Here is an 18,518-nt window from a genome sequence, read left to right on the forward strand (position 1 = left end):
ATTTTCTACTTGCCAAATACAGAAATGAACCACATATCGGTTTTGCTGTATTTGAATTGTAAAGAAACAAGGATCCGAAATGTAGTGCATACATATGAATAATACCAAGAATATCCTCGGTTTAAAAATCAGATGCACTATGGAAACCGATAGGTCGTTCCCCCTAGCGCTTTTTCGGTTAGGCGATGTGGAACCCCTTCCGAGGATTACGCTTAATGATCATAAATAAATCTGCACAAATCCCGACTAACGCCACAAGCGCTGTCAAAATGCCTTTTCACGACATTGGCTGCATTTGTGAGCTTAGCTTGGACTTGTCCAGCTGAGGCAAAAACGATCTCGGGTGTAACTGCTAAACATATCACCAGAGCCAAAGCTGTGCCAAATGCGAAGCGCATGTTTACGTGTTGTTTCGTCATACACAAACCTACTTTCACTATTCATTTATCTATCTGCTATTCCTCTCGCTTCATCTCTACAAATTGTTGGGGGACGTTTTCCTTTTGTTGTTGCATATTCGATAACTTTCTTTTCGCCTCTGGAACGGTTGGAAATCCTTCTGAAAGCTGTTCGAGATTCCCTTTCTTGACACGTCCGATAAAGATGGCTTTCTGTTCCTTCTCTCGCTTCTCCACTTCAAACAACTGCAACTTCTCCTCGTAACGCTTCACAGCTTGATCCGATTCCATGCCGTACACGCTCAGAAATCCCTCTGAAAAACTCGTACCGGCAAAACTCACTTCCGCAAGCATACGACCGCGCTTGCCTTGAAAGATGGTACCATCTACTTGCTCAACCTTTTCAGCATCTTGAAAATTTCCTTGCTGCAGAAAGTACTGACACAATATTAATGGTTTCACCTCCAACTGCGTCTCTACTTCTTCCTGGATACGTTCTTGCCGATCAGCCGGAATCGGTTGTCCATCGATCTCTCCACCGCGCACAAAACACCCATCATGCTCAATCTGTATAGGTCGATTACTGCTTAACCATCGCTCTATTATTAGATGTATCACCTACTTTTACATAGTATCCAATGGTATTTCTCTAAACAAAGTGATTGTCGTCGAAATATTACCTAAATTTAATGAAGAACATGTTTCTGTTGTGTTTGCAATAAAGTTGAAATGGTAATTTATAATATTTTCACTATGAAAACCAGGATAGATAAAATAACAAAAAGATCAAATTATCAATAAATAATTGAGAAGTTTACCTCTTTAAATGCCCCACAAATGAAACTAAAATTTGGAATATCACTAAAACGTCTATTTACGTTCCAGCCTTACACTTATCGGAAGGCGTGGCTTGAGCCACTTCCTTCGCTTCACTCTGTCCAATATCTCAAGGCACACGCTAATCCTTCCGGAGTCGAAGGCTTGCACTCCAATCACTTAAGTGTCCTACTATAATAAACAAAAGCATTCTTATGATGAATACGGATTAAGACACGGCATCTTTCGTATTCATCAAAAGTTCAGCTTGAATTTCAGCATCATATACAACAATACACTGAAGAGTTACAACACATTTCATATTATTAAAAAAACCTACTGAATTAATCAGTAGGCTTATTTTCTCTCCATATATACCATGGTAATTTATAATCCATTTTCTTACCTTGTTTAATATTTTTATCTGTCACTATCCAATTGCCATCTTTCTTTCGTACTTTATAATTTACATTTGTACCATCGGACTTTTTGAAGAGTATATATCCTGTATCATCTTTTAGAAAGGTAACAGGGTCAATAACATTTTTGTTGGGTATCTTTCTCTCGGGAACCAATACGTTGGTTACTATTTCATCTGCAATAGTAAAAAGAGATTTAAATTCATTGTTTATTTCTGCTTCATATTGCAATTGATTGTATTTGTAAACAGTGTAAGACTTAAGATTCAAATTAAAAGACTGTTTTATATCTACAAGTGTTGCTTTATAAAATTCATCTATCTCCTTTTCTAATTTATCTCCCTTATGTTGAAAGCTAATTGTTTTAACACCAAGTGGGTCTACATAAAAAGTCATTGTTTCCTTACCATTAGGCGGGTCATCCGCATGTTCAAATGTTGTGACTCGGACTTTTACAATAAAGCCAAACTGACCCTCACGCCTGATGATACTCAGAATTTCAGCATCATATAAACCATATTGTTTGAGATAACCATAATAATTAATAATTTCCTTTTGTATGGATGGATCAAGCATTGTAAGCAATGTATCATAAATAATTTTATAACCGGGTTGCTTACTTTGGGAATTAATATTTCCTGAAGTTGTTAACAAAGTATCTTTGTATAATTCCCTATTCGGAAGTTTTTCTTTATCCATTTCATGGTTAATAATAAAGATACTAAAAAGAACAAAAGATAATATTCCAAGGACTTTTTTCATCGAATACTCCTTTAATATAGATTTAATTAATGAGTATTGTCCCCTGAAATCATATAATTATTCTTTAAATAAAGTGGTCCTATTACTGAAAAGAGTGCAAATCCATATGGAAGAAATGCCCCCGACTGATGAATGTTATAGCGATTTAATTATTTATTTCCAACCAAGTTGAGAGTTCTGAATCGTCTTCTAGACTAAAATAAGAACGAGCGAATCTTATGAATTCCTCAGTATTTACTTCTTTATACTTATATAAATCATAATAGGTTTTTAAAAACTTTTCTGCCTCTTCTAATCCGCCTCTATCCTTAAATAATAGCCATAACATTGTGCTGGCTTTTCCGTAGAAGTGGGAATTGTTCTCATATTGATCCAGTGGTAGGTTTACAGGTAATGAGGAATCCTTGATTAGTTCGATTCTTTCTAGCATTTTCTCATAAGGAATCTCATCATCAGATTGAGAGAAATGAAATAGCTCTTCAGCGAATGTGGTAAAGCCTTCATCTAACCAAGCTTCATTATACGGATCATTATTAATAACTCCGTAAAACCACTGATGTGCTATTTCGTGAACAACCATATTCTTCACAGCATCATCGCGTACTGGTTTGCCATAGATTGAACCCGCTGTAACAATACCGGGATATTCCATCCCAAGACCGTCCAATACAATATCTAATTCAGTAAATGGATATGGCCCCAGTACCTCTTGAAAGTATTGTAATGAATCAGAAGCAATTTCACTAATCTCCTTATACAAATCGTCTTTCTCTTCAAATCCGAATACCCTTATGTTTACATCCCCCACTTGTTCCTCGACAACACGTGGATCTTTCAATATAGCTATAAAAACTTCCTTAACATCATTTACAAGAAATGTACCAGTTCTTTTGCTGGGATAACTTTCATCTTCACTTGTAGAAACAAAGGTATACCTTTCCGGAATGTCATACGATACATTGAAATCACTGAATCCGGTGTGATATGTTTCCCCTCTGAATCCATACCCCTCCTTATTCCACTTATGATCTCGAAATGTGGCAAGCATGGGATAAAATTGGGCAAGATGATAGTTGTCCTTGGTCTTCGTAAATCGTAGCCCACCTACCGGTAAAGTGAATTGGTAAGAAAAATCGACTGCTACACTCTCCCCTGGCTGGACCGGGGTATCTAATGGGATAGTTAATGTGTCATGTGTCAAAGTGAATCCGGATGTTTTATCTTCTACTAAAACATCATCTACCTGTAAAGTCGCTGGAGCATCCAAGGTATTTCCCAACTGCTCTGAACTATCTTTCGTAAAGATGTTAGGAATAAAATAGAAGACCAATTCTGGCCAAGTATCTACTGAGGTATTTTTAATTTCCACAGTAGTTTCTATTTGAAACTCTCCATCTGTATCCATTTTCAAGTGAATATTATAACGACTTTCATTACCGGAAGGCAGCGTTTGAGGTGAAAAATCTTCTTTTTGTATTTTGTTTTCAACTAAAGCAGTTTCTTTTTCTGTGTTTCTTGGGTTAGGCTTCAGAAAAATAAAAATCACTAGTAATAGAATTATTGTAAGTATAATAAGCATTAGTCTCTTCTTAACTCGATACGCCCCATTTCTGTACTTTCTCCTTAATACATATCTATTCTTGATGGGATTAGTAAATTACTTCAAAACTGCTTATCCAACAAAACCCTAAAGTCGATATTTATTTTAAACATTATGGAGAATTTGAATGGTGACCCTAATTCATTAATTGCCCCCGTTTGGAGAAAACACAACAGAGTAACTCTTCTTTGTTAGATAGTTCAACTCATTTTTCTAAATTTAAAATTTCAACTTCGTAATTAGTAATTCCATTACTGGCAAGTTCTTTTCAAAATACAGTTTTGATTTTTCTTTATTATTCAAATTATCTTCACCCATTTATACTGATAAGACCTTTTCACTCTTACTAACACCCATACCAGTTATGCCAAATTTCATTTCAGCATTATCATATAAATCCGTTTCAAAAAGATTATCGATTTTCTCATTTTCATTTGGCGAAGCAAAGGAAATCTAATCGTTTCCAAAATAAAATAATGAACAAGACATTACAGCAACTATAGCTAGGATATTTCTCTTTCATAACTAATCATTCTCCTTTTCTCTAAATCGGCCGTTTACGATATAGACGAAATGGCTTATACCACAAACGCCCCCAAGTGTGTTAAATAATTAGTCATCTGTAAAAATTCATATAAAAACTTTCATAATTATTGCATTCCACCTGAAAATTTTGCGAAGTAAATAAAGCCATACTTTCTAACTTGATAATTTCCCAAGTCGCTATCTGTGGCTTTTACATACGGTGGATTTGTAAGTGTGAATGTTTTAAGATTAGCCTTTTCGTGTTCCGTTTTATCACTTTTACTATGATTAGTATCATCTTCAATATCTGAAGTCATCGCAGCCACTGGATGTCCTATAAAAAATACGCACGTTCTAACTGCCCGATCAGGTGTTGAGTGCAATAAATAAAACAAAGCAACTAAACTAACTAGACCTATCAAACCCCATTTTTTGAACAGCCTTTCCTTTTGTTTGGCTCCCATGTGTATTTACCTCTAATCTTCCTAGTTTTTAAAGCAATGGCACAATTAAAGTACAGTCCTTGTTTCTTTACTTCCCACGTTTAATAAATACCTACGTTGCTTTATAAAAACTAATCGAAAAAGATAACCGCTCCTTCTTAACGTGATAGTCGCTCCAAAATATCAAAAACCTTTGTGTTACTTTGGTAACCAATTAAATTACTGAACTTAAAGTCTTTTGCTGCCCTTGCTCCGAATTCTGATATCCAATCCCTTTGACCACTACTGTTAGCAGATGTTGCATGCATGTTGAAATCAGGAGAAATGTGACCTGGTGCAATTCGTTTTAAATTATTCGTTGCCTTTTCAAAATCGAATGTTAAAACAGCATGTTCTTTTAAAGATATTTCTCCTGCTTCATATAAAGCAATAGAGATTTCAATGATTTCACCGAAAGTTGCATTTCTCACATCATATTTGTCAGAAATCTGATTATAAATGGTAGGGGAATCCTTTTGTGTTGAACTAGATTTTTGACTTTCTACTAATGCTTTATTCGTGAAAGATTCAGGTTTACTTTTAATATTCACATCAGCCTTTCGTGAATAAAATGACACGGGCTGTCGAGTTGTAATAGATCCTATATACATAACTTACATCACCCTTTTTCTTTTTACTGGCCCTATTGCGGTATTGGTGTATTTGCCTATAAAACAAACAACCCCAATTATGGAACGTTGTAACGCCGTTGATTTCCGTTCCAAACGGACGCTTTTCGGAGGGCTTGGCTTGAGCCGCCTTTTTCGCTAAATGCGTGTGCTCCTAACGCTTCGCTTTTACTCGCAAAAGCAATACATCGTAACGGTTCTCGCTCCATCGAGGGCCTCAAGACTCACGCTGATCCTCCCGGTGTCGCCGTCTTGCATTCTAATCAACTTAGTAAGGGTTTTGCAAGAATAGCACCCGTTAGTTTCCAAAAGCGCATACTATATTCGAAAAAATGCAACAATATAGTAAATAAGATTAAGTCGTAACGAGGTGTATTGAAGAAAATGAAAAAAATGGCTATCATTTTTATCTTATCTCTAGTTCTTATTCTATCCCTAGCTCTAATTACTTCTAATCAAACAAGAATCGTTTCATCAGCAGAACCAACTCAAGACTCTGACGAACTTAGGTTACAGGATATGCTCATGGTTATGCTTACTCCTTATATTGAAAACGACTTAAATAACTATTATTATCCGGAGATTGTAAAAGCTTTTTCACCTCATGTAGCTCTTTGGGATATTGAAGTAATAGAAACAAAAAGAGTTAATGGTTTTCGTGGCTTTCAATTGCAAATTACTTTTGAAATTGAGCCTACCGATGGTGGTCACTGGATCCCAATAGGGAAAGACCGAATGACCTATGAGATTTCTGCTGGACCTACAGTTAAATTGATAAATCACAAGCATCTGAAGACCCATGAATATCCTTCCGAATCATAAACGGGCTTCTATTAATTGGCCTCATTGCGGTATTGGGGCATTTGCTTATAAAGCAATTGCGCCCTTTAATCAATAATAGTCATAGGATGAGGCGTTGATTCACCATTAACTTTGATATCAATTGTGTCATGAGACTGATCTATCGTTAAAATATATATATATTGCTTTAGTTCAGTTTCGCTCGCATCCACTTCGTCTAACTTAATAAGCGCTGTCATATCCACTGATTCCAAACTGGCTTTAACATCGTCTTGCGATTGAAAAACAATGTAATATACTTTGCCTTTTTTATTAATCACTTGAAGTTGATCGTCAGGGTTTATTGCTTCTGTCACTTTTTTCGGAACATTATCTACTTCGTCAAAGCTTAACTTTTTCTGTGCACATGCTGATAAGGTTAAGATTGCGAGGACAGAGAACATTATTAAAAATAACTTTTTCACCGATTTCACTCCCTCATCTATTTCGTGTTAATTAAAGAATTTGGCCCGATTACTGAATCGGCACAAATCCTTTATCTCGCAAACGACCCCGTTAGTGAAATTTTTAAGCACATCGCGTAACGGCTTTTTCATTATCTTTCTTTTTAATCAATATATTTTTGTCATCGTCTAACTTATACTCAACGCCTTCATTATCAAGACATTCGATTAATTGGTCAGTGAAGTTTGAACTTAAATAATATACTCTTCATCCTTTGGGTTGTTACAAGCAATTAAAAGTGATGGAATAAATAATAGAATTAAAATACTAGCGATTGTTTTCATCAGCTCAGTCCCCTAATACTTATTTCTGTTCAATCATTTGGCCCTATTGCGGTATTGGCGCGATTACTTGTAAAGCAATCCACCCGTTACTTCAACAAGAACCACTTCTATTGTTTTTTCAAAATAAACCTTTGAGGAGGACCATACGCCTGTTCACCTTGATAGAAAGCCAATTTAGTTGGTATACAAGAAATAATAAACGGTAGTCCTGACCAAATTAATTCCTCTAAAGCTTTTGTTAGTGGCAATTCTTCTCCGTCAATATCACTTTCTGCCGATGTCATTACATAGCACATCTTTCCGGCTCCTTGTTTTTTTAACAACTTCTCAATCTCTTCAGGATCTGAATTTGATTTAGGTATGTCAAACATTAACTCTGTACGCATGAAATCGTTTCGTCTTCCAAAAGCAGCATAGCGTTTATGTGGTGAAGAGAGTTCAAACAGAACTCTTTGCTGAATTCTTTTAACGAAAAATGTTTTAACAATTTTTTCTTCAATTTCTTTATTCATTAAAACCCCTCACGATTTTTAGTTATCGATGATTTTGCCCGCCTCTGGTATATTAATGTCCTACAAACGACACGTTAGTTCAATGGTAGTTCAGTCTATTCCCCTGGTTTCTGGACTGGATAATGTAACCACCTTCAGATTGAGATTTATATTGTCCGACAATAAAATCTTCTGTATTAATTAAATCTTGGAAATCAGTTGGGATTGTGCAATTCCAGTTCACATCTTCTACTTTAAGAGGGAAATTATCTTCGTTTGGATTTGGTGTATGAATAAAAACCGCATCAGCACTAGCGTCTTCATCGTCAATATGAACCCAAGATTGGCAAGGTTTTTCAAAGGTTCCAAGCTTTTTTAATATGTTTTTATATAAAGCTATATGTGCCTGAATGTGCTTTCTTCGTATCCTCAAACTATGATTTCCATATCCAGAAAAATCGAGATGGCTATGCCATAGGTCAAACCACGCTTCTTTATCGCAATGTAAATTACAGGTTTCTAATGCAATTTCTTTCGATAAATTACGAAAATATCGTCTCTTTCCACGAAACTTTTTCAAACAAGCCCTCCTAGCATCCAATGTTTTTCATAGTTAAAATATTCTCCATTCCTGATTGAACTAGCCGTATCCGTTTGAAGGGGAACCCTAAATTCATTAACGCCCCCTATTGCTGAAAGTCATAAAAGAATAGAACCCACAATTACACAGTTATATATCAGCATCTAATTTCAAACCATCCTGTTTCATCTAGAAAGTCATTTCTTGACAATCTATAGCCAGAAATAAATTGGCGATATGCAGTGATCGTACCATCGTGCGAAACTACATAAATCTTATTTCTTTTTAACAACTTCAAACTCGCAATAAATTCGCGTGCGATCTTATTGTATTCACTATCCGACATAGTATTAATACCACTACGCCATAAATTAGAAGACGCGTTCGTATCTAATTCTAGTTCTGGATAATCTCTTTTTATTGTTTCCAAATTAATAATTTCGTCACACGGCAAGGTCGTACCATTTTTACGAGTAGGGAATATACGTGGAGAAACAAATGGACTTACAATCTTACGGCAGTCAATATTCTTAGTCCAAACTAAAGCTGTCTCTATGGTTCTTCTAATTGGACTAATAAATATAATATCCTCATCTGTCAAAGTGAACTTTTCACTTAACAATTTCGCTTGATTTATTCCTTGTATAGTTAGTGACGGACTCTTTAAGTACAAGCTATTAGGTATGTCTAGTGTGTGTTCTCCCTGGCCATGACGAATAAATATCAACTCCACTTAATCACCACCGCTCATAGGTACAATTTAGAATACATTGTTCACATCGTAACTCGTGTTTCTTAATCAATTTGGCCAGTTTGATGCACTGTCCTTATCATGCAAACGCGCCCGATTTTTAAAGACTTCAAAGTTCTTTAAACTTTTTCTGTACCTGAACGAGTACATATTTATTAGTCCACATTTCAGTCATCACGACTAATTTTTCCCCGTCTTTTTCAAAGAAGAGACCAGCACCAGCTTGTTCTTTAAATTGCCAACCTTTTGAACCAATCATCTGCTTAAGATGATCATCGGCTAGTGACATGCCTTTACCTTCAGATTTTGTGATATACCAAATGGAATCATTCTCTGTGGCGACCTCCACTATCTTCTCGTCAGCGTTTTTTAATTTTTCAATTGCTTCCTTTGCTGATAGATTATCCGTCGGGAATGGTGGATAGTATGATTTATTTACGAGTAAAAACACAGCTACGACAATCAATATCAATCCCAAAATAATACCAACCCGTTTCATACATTACCTCCTGCGTAACTTCTAAATTTCCTTTCCAACAAAAAAATGGCCCGTTTGCGATATTGGGGCGATTACTTGTGCAGCAATCGAGGCCGATTGGTGAAAGTAGCACTATTTATCCCTCTGACGATTCTTGCAACTCTTTAAATAAGTCAACAGGCTCAACTTCTAATCCAATTAGTTTCGCATTCCAGTTAACACCAACTAACAAATTGTCCTCAATCATTCCGGAAAGCCAATTATTCATAAATTCCTCTAATGTTATGGAAGTTGGTTTATAATGTGACCATTCATCTATCGTACACTGGCGTGCATATGCTTCATCCGACCAAAAAAGCATAACTCCTGTATCTTCATATTCATTTGATTCACAAACACACCATCCTTCTATGCCCGCTAATCCCCATATCAACTTGTTTCTTGAAACTTTCTTGAGAAAATATTCATAACGCCTTTTAGAATTTATAGTTAAGTCGAATTCCATAAATAAACTCCTCGAATATTTACTGTTCCCTCCAAAATATCGCCCTATTACTTTAATGGGCAATCCTTCTTCAAGAATTGCGCCCTATTGTTGAAATGTAGGTTCTAATTTCCTTAGCCCAATGGTTCTTCTCCAAATCTCCTCCATAGAACAGGAAATAAATTTTCCAAATCATCTTCTTCCCAATCAAATTCTATGTCCGTTTCTGATGGTAGTCCCTTCTTATCAAGAGCTTCTAATAACTCATTATGGATATCATCATCCCATTCAATATCACCTGTCTTTATTAGCGTGTAGGCATTTAATCCAACTGAAAGCAATTCTTCATTCTGAGGCACGCCTTCAACGCCAAGGTTATTTTCATTTATATATTCTGCTAAAAATTCGTGATTTTCCATTACCTCGTTATATATTTTTTCTCCTTGTCCAATCAACCATCCCCTAAAATAGTCAAAACTATCGTCAGAACAACCTCCCATCAGAACAAAAGCCGCTCCCCATAAACGAGATTGATAACTAGCGTTCATTAGTTCTTGAAATAAAAATTCAAAGTCTAATACTTCTTCTAATCCCCTTTGAACAAGTTGCTCCGTTAACCATTCAGCTTGATCAAACTCTCTGGACCCTTCAATTAATTCCCAAAACTCCTTCTTTTCCAATATATCCACCTCATTCTTTCCCGATTTTGATGTTGAATGTTATTAAATCTGGCCTGTTTGATGCACTGTTCTTACCATTCAAACGCGCCCATTAACTAAACAAGGAAGAATATTTCCCATTTAATTTGTAAGAATATGGACCACATGATTCTAAAGAGTAACGATATATGTCTAAGTGAAATCATTGAATCAACTAGTTCAACTGGTGGAGATATTTCACATAACAGCCCGTTTCAGGAACAGTTGATCTTCCCTAGCTGCACCTAATAATTGAATAAAAACCTATATCCTATTCATTTAATTCTTTTGACCATTCCATAAACCAACTAATTGGTAACTCTAATTTCAATTGATCTATTTTTCTTAATCCTTTTTCATCCCAAAACAAATCCCATCTACATTCGATTTCCCTTGCGATCTCAAAAGCTAGTGAATCATACTCGTTCAATTCGTCATCACCAAATGCCATAGTTAAATTATCGCACCACATAGCAAAAATATATTGTGGAAATTCTTTTTCTTTCTTATTAATAGTATCTAACAACATTCTTAAGTTATAGGATGTATATGGGAGTTCTATACTAGTTTCATTCAAATTCCAATCAATTTCTGAACCTCTCTTCCTTTTAAACTGTTTAATTCCCGACTACTTTTTCTACTAATTGACCTGACTACGATATAGAACGATCACCTATTCAGCAACCGCAGCCGTTTGCAGTAACAAAATAGATTTCCAGTTATAATATCCGGGCAATCCATTCATTTATATTACGGGCAATTATTTCCGGTGCATCCCGATAAATATCGTGGCTTGTGTTCGGAATTGCATGCACCTCAGCTTGTGGGATTTGCTCAACTAAATATTCGATTGCTGTTCTGCGTTCATCTTCTATTTCTACGGGAAGCGTACTACGCATTAACAACACTGGAGAAAGCACCTTAGGGAAAATGATTGCTGTTTGCTCCTGATATATTCCTTTAATTACTGCTTTGGCTGTAAAAGGAGATATAGCCAATCGGATTTCACCGTCGATTTCCATAACTTGTGCCAAGCGTCCCGCTTCAATCTCTTTGGACCATGTAGGAGAATCCTCTTTTTCAGATTTAAGAAATGCCTCCCACGAAGGATAGCGAACTTTCTCAGTGAATACATCAACATGTTCAAGTTGTTTTTCTAGGGAATCACCCACAGGATCTTGTTGGAAATACCCTCCGTCTAATAAGATTAGTCCTTTGACCATTTTCGGATGAAGTCCAGCCAGATAGAGTGCAAGGTGGGCTCCCCATGAATGTCCGACAAGAATCACATCAGTTAAACCCAATGTCTCAATCGATTTATTTAAGTTACCTGCGATACTTGTTGGAAAATAATCTTCCTCATTAGGCAAAGGAGCTTTTCCACCATGTCCAGGTAAATCAAAAGAAACAATGTGATAATTACTCATTGTAAGCTTTGCCAGTTCGCCGAAGCTCATTCCTGCAGAACCCATTCCATGCAAAAAAACTAAAGTCGGATTATTTCTATTGCCCCATTCATAGTAATCCGTTTCCATGACTTCATCCCCTTTTATCTGGCCCGATTGGTGGAAGACGCAAATCTTTGTTACAAAATCGCCCCCGTTTGCTTGCTACATTGCTCATTAAAAGCCTCGAATAGAATCCAACATTTTTCCAATCTCTTTCTGAAGAGTAATCCCCACATTGTTATAGTGAAAGCGAAAATATAAATTGTATAGAAAGTTACGTACATTAAGCTTAAGATACAAGCCGGTAAGGTCAGTTACAAGTTTCTTTTGAGTGTCCAATCGGATTTTTAAAATGTTAACCCACTTAAAATGTTTTGTTCACTTAATACCCCTCTATCGTTTGTAATAAAAGCTGAGAGTACCATGCGCTCATCTTCATTGTGAGTAAAAATAGAATTAGAAAATAAAACTTTAACGTTAAGAACTTCCAATAGCTCTATTAACTCATCTTCCTTTATGTAGCGATGCTTGGAAATCTCCCCCAATTTATCCGCAGCGTGAGCCATAGCATGTGCCCATCCCTTACCATCGACAGATCCTCTTACATCTTTTTCTTTCCTGACATAACGGGTTGGCATTAAGTATTTAACAAAATGGCACGTTTGCGATAATAGCGTGATTACTTATGCAGCAATCTCACCCAATTCTATCAGTCTATACATACTTTCTTAAAACATTATTTTGAAATCTGATCTTGCAAATCCTCTATTTTCTTAAAGACTTCTTGGTAAAGTTTATTTATATTCTTTTCGTCTTTCAAATAGAAATACCAAGCATCTTCTTTATTTTCCTCTGAATCAGCTAAATAACTATGATGATAAATTGTGGTATGCGAACCATTGTCCATGGATTTCCAATGTGCAGTTTGATAAGTCACATCCTCATTAACAAATGGAAGATGACGTTTTGGAGAATCAAAAAATATAATTGGTAAATTGGAGTTATTATACATCTCAATGTAGAAATCATCTGATGCTTTCTCAAATATGCTAGGCGTAATCATAACAGCATTCCATGTGCTAGTAGATTCCATGTTTTTCTCGCTGAATTCGTCTAAAGTAATCGCTTCAAATGTAATCTTCTCATTGTTCAGTTCAGGAATATCGCCAATTACAGCAATCTTCAAAGATGCTCCGTCATAATTCACCTCTTGCTGAGTTGAACATGAAACTAGCAACAGCAAACCTATAATCATTATAACCTTTTTCAAATTATTCCACTTCCTACTTCTTCAATCTGCCCCGTTTCAGGCCCAATGCTTCTTCAACAACTGCCCCCGAGTAGTGAATAAAATTTGTCCTTAACGAATAAAGTGTTCTTTGAAAATCTGTTTGAAGTAAGGCTTAAAATTAACTTCAATCATTTGTTGAGAGTCCTCATTAACGACTGTTAATAACACGCCTGAATGGTCTTTCTTATCTACTGTAATTTCAAATTTATCAACTCGTTTTAGGTCCAGAAGTGATAAAAGCCTGTTGGTAAGACGCTGAGTTACTTGTATTTTTACTTCACCATATGAGGGAGAAAGTGTAACAATAAAGTCTTCCTCTCCATTAGAAAATCGATATGTTGCTTCATTATAATAAAATGGCAAGTTTTTCGAAGTATTATCTAATAACGTTGGTTCACATTCAAATAATGAAAGAAAGTCGTTTTCTTCTGGAAATATAGTCATTTTACCATCACCTTTTTTATCATTATTCCAGCATTTTTTTGTCTAACTATCATTTAACTCTCCGGCGATTTAGGTAATTATTACATATAATGTTTTTTTCAATGAATTCACACAAACACTTCATCCTACAAACGCATCCTTTTCTCAATATCCTTGTTTGACAATACAAAGAATACAATGTTTAATGAGATTATTAATAAGAGAAATAGTACTAATATTAAACCGGTAATCGTTTTCTCCTCCTTCTCAAATCTAACTTAGTATCAAAGCCCAATCTCGAATAAAACAATTAATCTGTAAAATGGTCCGATTCGTGAATACACACTTTATAATAACTACTTACCGTTGTTTGTAGCGGAAGACGGCCGACTCCTGAGGGATCAGTGTGCGCCTTGAGCCCCCGCAAGTCGCGGTTTTTGCGACCGAGGAGGCTCAAGCCACACCCCTCGGAAAGCTTGCCGTCTGGAGTGCAAATCAACAATTCATATGCTAGATAGCGGCCCATTTGCGATATTGACGCGATTATTCTATAAATAATTTACACTTCGATATACCACACGTTTGAGGTGATTCCATTCTTTATATAGCTGTTCTTCCTTAAGAATCTTCCAAGGGTTAAAGATAGTTTGACCATGCTTATTGAAGTACAGACCATCACCAATGTGATAAGCTGCATGCTGGATGGCACCATTTTCATCTTTCCATATTGCGATATCCCCTTCGCTCATGCCATCGCTTAAGAATTCCTGATAGTCGTACTGACTCAGTTTTTCCAAGAATGTTTTTTGATGTACCCATTCATGAATAAACCAATCCTGCTTCCCTTTTGTAATAGCGTATAATACGGCTGCCAAACAATTTGCACCTTGTTTATAGCCAAATGTATTAGCATACGGTTTTAAAAAATCAGGCATCGAAGTGGGAGGTATTTCACAATCTCCGTTATCCCACCATTCATATACCATTTTATTCAGTATCTGGTCTTTAATCGTAAAATCGAGAAACTCCCACATTTCACGTTGGATAATAAGGTGCTTATTCACTATATAATTTCGAGGTATTTTTTCTAGCCTATCTACAAAAGAAATAGGTATCACAAGCCCTCTTGCACATTGTAATTGCGAATTAAAAATGTATTCTTGTTCCTCGACGGATCTGCTTCCAATCCATTTCATTTCAGCAATAATTACATACTGGGCGTTCTTTATATTCCAGTACAAATAACTATTCACATAATCTATTTGCTTATAAGTACTGTGACTTAAAAATTCATCAATCGGCATTAATAAAGCATCTGAAATATCAATCTTTTCATCCAAGTATTCTTTTGTTAGAAAAAACAAGTCTTTATCCGGTACGTAATTATCTATCCATGCGTCTATTTGTTTTTTTGTTGGCTCAATCCTCAAACTACTCTCCTCCAAATTACACAACATAATGGCCCGATTGCTTAAATGGACGCAAATTTTTGTTCTAGAATCGCACCATATTGCGATATAGGTACGATTACTTATGAAGCAGTCCCCCCGGTAATTCAACAAGAACTACTGCTATTGTCTTTTCAAAATAAACCTTTGAGGAGGACCATACGCCTGTTCACCTTGATAGAAAGCCAATTTAGTTGGTATACAAGAAATAATAAACGGTAGTCCTGACCAAATTAATTCCTCTAAAGCTTTTGTTAGTGGTAATTCTTCTCCGTCAATATCACTTTCTGCCGATGTCATTACATAGCACATCTTTCCGGCTCCTTGTTTTTTTAACAACTTCTCAATCTCTGCAGCATCTGAATTTGGTTTAGGTATTTCAAACATTAACTCTGTACGCATGAAATCGTTTCGTCTACCAAAAGCAGCATAGCGTTTATGTGGTGAAGAGAGTTCAAACAGAACTCTTTGCTGAATTCTTTTAACGAAAAATGTTTTAACAATTTTTTCTTCAATTTCTTTATTCATTAAAACCCCTCACGATTTTTAGTTATCGATTATTTGGCCATTTTCTTGAATAATCATGTTCGGTTAACGCACCCTATTCTGAGATAACAATATTCCCAACATACTCGACATGTCCTTTATCAGAAAGAAAATTTACCATAATTGTATATTCTCCTTCCTTTTCTGGTAAATTAAAAGTATTTCCTTCGAGCGGTAGAGTAGTGATTTCACCGTCCTGTTTTACATAAACCTTTAACTCCTTGAGTTTGAAATTATGATGGTCAAATAAAATTTCTATCCGTTGCCCTGAATCATAATGTAGTTTTTCTTGGTCTTTCACGAAAAAAGACATATCCTCATTCTCTAAAGTTTGCTCACCCATATCTCGTGGTAACTGCCAATTTCCTTTCATTGCTTCTAATTTCTCTTCTTTTGTCCTATCAAAAATTTTTACAAATGAAACAGCAGGAAAATAAGGGTAATCATCCTTTTTTTCAATGACGATATTCCCAACATATTCAGCACGTCCACTGTCCGCAAGAAGTTTTACTACAATTACATATTCCCCCTCTTCCTTTGGCAGTTCGAAAACTCTATCTTCAACTGGCAGGTCAGTCTTTTTGTTATGATGACTTACATAAATACTTAACTCCTTTAGAGCAAAATCTTGATTTTCGAATAACACGTCCATTTGTTGTCCTGAGTAATAATGCAATGGTTTCTGTTCTCTTGCAAGGGAGTAAATATCTTCTGATGTTTTGGTATACTCTTTATCAGAATGCCAAGCTATATTCGCCGCTTTTAATTCACCTGTTATTAAATCAGGATTACTCAAAATAGAGACAACAGGGGGGCTATAATCATAATTTTCTCCTATACATCCCGTGAGCAAAAAAACAAAAATTGAACTAACAAATGACTTTTGAATCCATTTCATATTTGGAATGACCGCCTTTCTTATTCAGCAAATTGGCCCGTTAATGGAATAAAGTTTGTACCACAATCGCACCCGATTGCATAACACCTATTTATTCCATATCTTCTTCTTGGTTTTCAAAATTGCTCCATGTCCAATTAGACCAGTGAGTATTTGATTCACCCGATTTTATTAAATCCACATTATTCGACTCGATTGCTTGTGAGAGACTTTGAAAAAACATACTTTCGCTTGGTTTTTGTCCATCACTAATATCGGGATGCTGCCATTCACTACTTTGATAAAATAGTGGTAATTCAATACTTTCATCTATCTCGATTAGTAGAGATTCGATCAATAACCATAATTCTTCTTCGTATTGCGAATTTAGATAGCGTAGAAGCTTAGTTAGATTAAATGATTCAGTATTAATTCCTAACTTTATGTATTCAGTCTTTTCAGGGTTTAATTTAACCTTTTTCCCCATGATAATAAGTTCTAAATGAAACGGATTTACAATAAAATTGCCTTCGTCATCATACCAGTTTTCTTTATTTTCTAAGGTTACACTGGCCTCTATACCTGTTAATAAACCTCTCTGTCTTGTGACATTACTATAAATATATAAATCCGTAGTTATCTCCTGATTTAAATCAATCCCTACAACTTCAAATACAATTAACCATTTTTCTTTATCACTGAAAACAGTTATCCTACACCGTGCCAAATCAACATTATAATTATCTAGTATAGGAAAATTATAATCCTCAGTGTATGCATCTAATTCTCGAAGAATTTCTTTAGCTTTCACACTGTCACTCCTTCCAAGATATATTTCATATAATGCAAGTAGCTGGCCCGATTGTAGTACGATTCTTATTAAATAAACGCGCCCGATTGTTTTAATAGAACATTTTAAGTAAAGATTTAAAATCAAAGTGGAAAGGTATTCATTTTAAATTCACATTTCTTTTTTGCTTCTTTTTACTAAAGCAACTGTGAAAGTAACTACACCTATTAATAAACATTCTGTTGAAGTGATAATAGCAGCTAGCAATAAATACACCTCCATCAACAAAATGGCCCTATTGCTATATAGCGTGAACACTAATAAAGCAATCGCGCCCGATTGTTTTACGAGGAAATTCTTTTTTTATTTCTTATTACTCTGATAATAAACATGATAATTACGGTCGTTACAAGTAGAAATCCATTAACGAAAGTAAACACAGCACACATTGCTGCAACATAACCACCGCCTTCTCCTCCTCCGAAACGAAGAAATAATTCTCCACCTTTAATACCAAGAACATCGAAAACCATCATCATAATAATTCCTAAAATAATAACTAAACTAAGATTTCCTCTTTTCAACAATAAGAAGGATCCAATATTTAAAGAGATTAGTAATAAGAGAAATAGTAATAAGATTAAACCAATAATTTTCTTCTCCTCCTTCTTAAATTTAGTATTAAAGCCTGAACTTGAATACAACAATTATTCTCTTATCTGGCCCGTTTGCTTAATATCCATTATTTCTCACTTCACTCAATGATAACATTTTACCCTTCCAATAACATCCGTAATATTCAAAGTATTTCGCTATATTTTATAATCCTATCTTTTGATTCATTCCCTTACGTTGCTTTATTTGTTTCTGTTGTGCCTTGAATTTTTCGAATTTCTCATATTCCAACTCATCCAATATCCAATCGCTTGCTTTTCCTTTAAAGAACTGCTCAAATAACGTTTGAGAACTGTAGATGTTCATTTGTTTGCTCCC

24 protein-coding genes are annotated in these 18,518 nt (G+C 35.5%); 1 reads left to right on the forward strand and 23 read right to left on the reverse strand.

Annotated elements, in window-relative coordinates; translation table 11 throughout:
- Positions 1-455: 455 nt before the first annotated feature.
- The 5 genes from ABE021_RS14005 to ABE021_RS14025 all read right to left on the reverse strand — a co-directional run bounded on the left by ABE021_RS14005 (position 456) and on the right by ABE021_RS14025 (position 5,553).
- The gene (locus tag ABE021_RS14005) at positions 456-944 is read right to left on the reverse strand and encodes a hypothetical protein (RefSeq protein WP_430289489.1); all 489 of its coding nucleotides are present in this window, start codon (positions 942-944) and stop codon (positions 456-458) included.
- Positions 945-1,558: 614 nt separating this feature from the next.
- Positions 1,559-2,395 carry a DUF3888 domain-containing protein gene (locus tag ABE021_RS14010; RefSeq protein WP_430289491.1) on the reverse strand — a complete coding sequence of 279 codons (837 nt, stop codon included), beginning with the start codon at positions 2,393-2,395 and terminating at the stop codon, positions 1,559-1,561.
- A 145-nt stretch (positions 2,396-2,540) separates the two neighbouring features.
- On the reverse strand, positions 2,541-3,974 hold the full coding sequence (locus tag ABE021_RS14015; protein WP_430289493.1) for a M1 family metallopeptidase: 1,434 nt from the start codon (positions 3,972-3,974) through the stop codon (positions 2,541-2,543).
- 671 nt (positions 3,975-4,645) lie between these two features.
- Positions 4,646-4,984: a hypothetical protein gene (locus ABE021_RS14020; RefSeq protein WP_430289495.1), complete on the reverse strand. Its 339-nt coding sequence runs from the start codon at positions 4,982-4,984 to the stop codon at positions 4,646-4,648.
- A gap of 137 nt (positions 4,985-5,121) precedes the next feature.
- The gene (locus tag ABE021_RS14025; protein WP_430289496.1) at positions 5,122-5,553 is read right to left on the reverse strand and encodes a hypothetical protein; all 432 of its coding nucleotides are present in this window, start codon (positions 5,551-5,553) and stop codon (positions 5,122-5,124) included.
- Positions 5,554-6,015: 462 nt separating this feature from the next.
- Between ABE021_RS14025 and ABE021_RS14030 the strand changes: the two genes are divergently transcribed.
- Positions 6,016-6,453 (forward strand): DUF3888 domain-containing protein, encoded by a 438-nt coding sequence (locus ABE021_RS14030; RefSeq protein WP_430289498.1) that lies wholly within the window; start codon positions 6,016-6,018, stop codon positions 6,451-6,453.
- A gap of 65 nt (positions 6,454-6,518) precedes the next feature.
- On the opposite strand, the gene ABE021_RS14035 is transcribed toward ABE021_RS14030, so the two are convergent.
- The 18 genes from ABE021_RS14035 to ABE021_RS14120 all read right to left on the reverse strand — a co-directional run bounded on the left by ABE021_RS14035 (position 6,519) and on the right by ABE021_RS14120 (position 18,506).
- Positions 6,519-6,896 (reverse strand): LptM family lipoprotein, encoded by a 378-nt coding sequence (locus ABE021_RS14035; protein WP_430289499.1) that lies wholly within the window; start codon positions 6,894-6,896, stop codon positions 6,519-6,521.
- A gap of 431 nt (positions 6,897-7,327) precedes the next feature.
- Entirely contained in the window at positions 7,328-7,732 is a 405-nt protein-coding gene (locus ABE021_RS14040; protein WP_430289501.1) for a hypothetical protein, read from the reverse strand.
- 79 nt (positions 7,733-7,811) lie between these two features.
- Positions 7,812-8,291: a hypothetical protein gene (locus tag ABE021_RS14045; RefSeq protein ID WP_430289503.1), complete on the reverse strand. Its 480-nt coding sequence runs from the start codon at positions 8,289-8,291 to the stop codon at positions 7,812-7,814.
- Between the two features lie 157 nt (positions 8,292-8,448).
- Positions 8,449-9,024 carry a phosphoglycerate mutase family protein gene (locus ABE021_RS14050; protein WP_430289505.1) on the reverse strand — a complete coding sequence of 192 codons (576 nt, stop codon included), beginning with the start codon at positions 9,022-9,024 and terminating at the stop codon, positions 8,449-8,451.
- A gap of 127 nt (positions 9,025-9,151) precedes the next feature.
- Positions 9,152-9,541 carry a hypothetical protein gene (locus ABE021_RS14055; protein WP_430289506.1) on the reverse strand — a complete coding sequence of 130 codons (390 nt, stop codon included), beginning with the start codon at positions 9,539-9,541 and terminating at the stop codon, positions 9,152-9,154.
- Positions 9,542-9,656: 115 nt separating this feature from the next.
- Positions 9,657-10,025 (reverse strand): DUF2750 domain-containing protein, encoded by a 369-nt coding sequence (locus ABE021_RS14060; RefSeq protein WP_430289507.1) that lies wholly within the window; start codon positions 10,023-10,025, stop codon positions 9,657-9,659.
- A 113-nt stretch (positions 10,026-10,138) separates the two neighbouring features.
- Positions 10,139-10,693, reverse strand: coding sequence for a DUF4240 domain-containing protein (locus ABE021_RS14065; RefSeq protein WP_430289508.1), 555 nt, complete (start codon positions 10,691-10,693; stop codon positions 10,139-10,141).
- Between the two features lie 280 nt (positions 10,694-10,973).
- Positions 10,974-11,279, reverse strand: coding sequence for a hypothetical protein (locus ABE021_RS14070; RefSeq protein ID WP_430289509.1), 306 nt, complete (start codon positions 11,277-11,279; stop codon positions 10,974-10,976).
- A gap of 142 nt (positions 11,280-11,421) precedes the next feature.
- On the reverse strand, positions 11,422-12,237 hold the full coding sequence (locus ABE021_RS14075) for an alpha/beta fold hydrolase (RefSeq protein ID WP_430289510.1): 816 nt from the start codon (positions 12,235-12,237) through the stop codon (positions 11,422-11,424).
- A 260-nt stretch (positions 12,238-12,497) separates the two neighbouring features.
- The gene (locus tag ABE021_RS14080) at positions 12,498-12,788 is read right to left on the reverse strand and encodes a DUF2785 domain-containing protein (RefSeq protein ID WP_430289512.1); all 291 of its coding nucleotides are present in this window, start codon (positions 12,786-12,788) and stop codon (positions 12,498-12,500) included.
- A gap of 98 nt (positions 12,789-12,886) precedes the next feature.
- A complete protein-coding gene (locus tag ABE021_RS14085; protein WP_430289514.1) occupies positions 12,887-13,420 on the reverse strand; it encodes an amino acid oxidase in 534 nt (177 codons plus the stop codon).
- 90 nt (positions 13,421-13,510) lie between these two features.
- On the reverse strand, positions 13,511-13,885 hold the full coding sequence (locus tag ABE021_RS14090; RefSeq protein ID WP_430289516.1) for a hypothetical protein: 375 nt from the start codon (positions 13,883-13,885) through the stop codon (positions 13,511-13,513).
- A 527-nt stretch (positions 13,886-14,412) separates the two neighbouring features.
- Positions 14,413-15,294 carry a hypothetical protein gene (locus ABE021_RS14095; RefSeq protein ID WP_430289518.1) on the reverse strand — a complete coding sequence of 294 codons (882 nt, stop codon included), beginning with the start codon at positions 15,292-15,294 and terminating at the stop codon, positions 14,413-14,415.
- Between the two features lie 141 nt (positions 15,295-15,435).
- The gene (locus tag ABE021_RS14100) at positions 15,436-15,840 is read right to left on the reverse strand and encodes a hypothetical protein (protein ID WP_430289519.1); all 405 of its coding nucleotides are present in this window, start codon (positions 15,838-15,840) and stop codon (positions 15,436-15,438) included.
- Between the two features lie 73 nt (positions 15,841-15,913).
- Positions 15,914-16,756 (reverse strand): hypothetical protein, encoded by an 843-nt coding sequence (locus ABE021_RS14105; protein ID WP_430289520.1) that lies wholly within the window; start codon positions 16,754-16,756, stop codon positions 15,914-15,916.
- A 91-nt stretch (positions 16,757-16,847) separates the two neighbouring features.
- Positions 16,848-17,546, reverse strand: coding sequence for a DUF7003 family protein (locus ABE021_RS14110; protein WP_430289521.1), 699 nt, complete (start codon positions 17,544-17,546; stop codon positions 16,848-16,850).
- Between the two features lie 323 nt (positions 17,547-17,869).
- Positions 17,870-18,229, reverse strand: a complete 360-nt coding sequence (locus ABE021_RS14115) for an inner-membrane translocator (protein WP_430289523.1) — start codon at positions 18,227-18,229, stop codon at positions 17,870-17,872.
- A gap of 115 nt (positions 18,230-18,344) precedes the next feature.
- Positions 18,345-18,506: a hypothetical protein gene (locus tag ABE021_RS14120; protein WP_430289525.1), complete on the reverse strand. Its 162-nt coding sequence runs from the start codon at positions 18,504-18,506 to the stop codon at positions 18,345-18,347.
- Positions 18,507-18,518 lie beyond the last annotated feature (12 nt).

The sequence above is a fragment of the Sporosarcina gallistercoris genome (assembly GCF_050459885.1).
Lineage (GTDB): Bacteria > Bacillota > Bacilli > Bacillales_A > Planococcaceae > Sporosarcina > Sporosarcina gallistercoris_A.

Coding starts and splice junctions, on each gene's coding strand:
- ABE021_RS14015 (WP_430289493.1), bottom strand. CDS start 3,974: ATGCTTATTATACTTACAATAATTCTATTACTAGTGATTTTTATTTTT.
- ABE021_RS14020 (WP_430289495.1), bottom strand. CDS start 4,984: ATGGGAGCCAAACAAAAGGAAAGGCTGTTCAAAAAATGGGGTTTGATA.
- ABE021_RS14105 (WP_430289520.1), bottom strand. CDS start 16,756: ATGAAATGGATTCAAAAGTCATTTGTTAGTTCAATTTTTGTTTTTTTG.
- ABE021_RS14010 (WP_430289491.1), bottom strand. CDS start 2,395: ATGAAAAAAGTCCTTGGAATATTATCTTTTGTTCTTTTTAGTATCTTT.
- ABE021_RS14060 (WP_430289507.1), bottom strand. CDS start 10,025: ATGGAATTCGACTTAACTATAAATTCTAAAAGGCGTTATGAATATTTT.
- ABE021_RS14075 (WP_430289510.1), bottom strand. CDS start 12,237: ATGGAAACGGATTACTATGAATGGGGCAATAGAAATAATCCGACTTTA.
- ABE021_RS14055 (WP_430289506.1), bottom strand. CDS start 9,541: ATGAAACGGGTTGGTATTATTTTGGGATTGATATTGATTGTCGTAGCT.
- ABE021_RS14040 (WP_430289501.1), bottom strand. CDS start 7,732: ATGAATAAAGAAATTGAAGAAAAAATTGTTAAAACATTTTTCGTTAAA.
- ABE021_RS14080 (WP_430289512.1), bottom strand. CDS start 12,788: ATGCCAACCCGTTATGTCAGGAAAGAAAAAGATGTAAGAGGATCTGTC.
- ABE021_RS14120 (WP_430289525.1), bottom strand. CDS start 18,506: ATGAACATCTACAGTTCTCAAACGTTATTTGAGCAGTTCTTTAAAGGA.
- ABE021_RS14030 (WP_430289498.1), top strand. CDS start 6,016: ATGAAAAAAATGGCTATCATTTTTATCTTATCTCTAGTTCTTATTCTA.
- ABE021_RS14100 (WP_430289519.1), bottom strand. CDS start 15,840: ATGAATAAAGAAATTGAAGAAAAAATTGTTAAAACATTTTTCGTTAAA.
- ABE021_RS14090 (WP_430289516.1), bottom strand. CDS start 13,885: ATGACTATATTTCCAGAAGAAAACGACTTTCTTTCATTATTTGAATGT.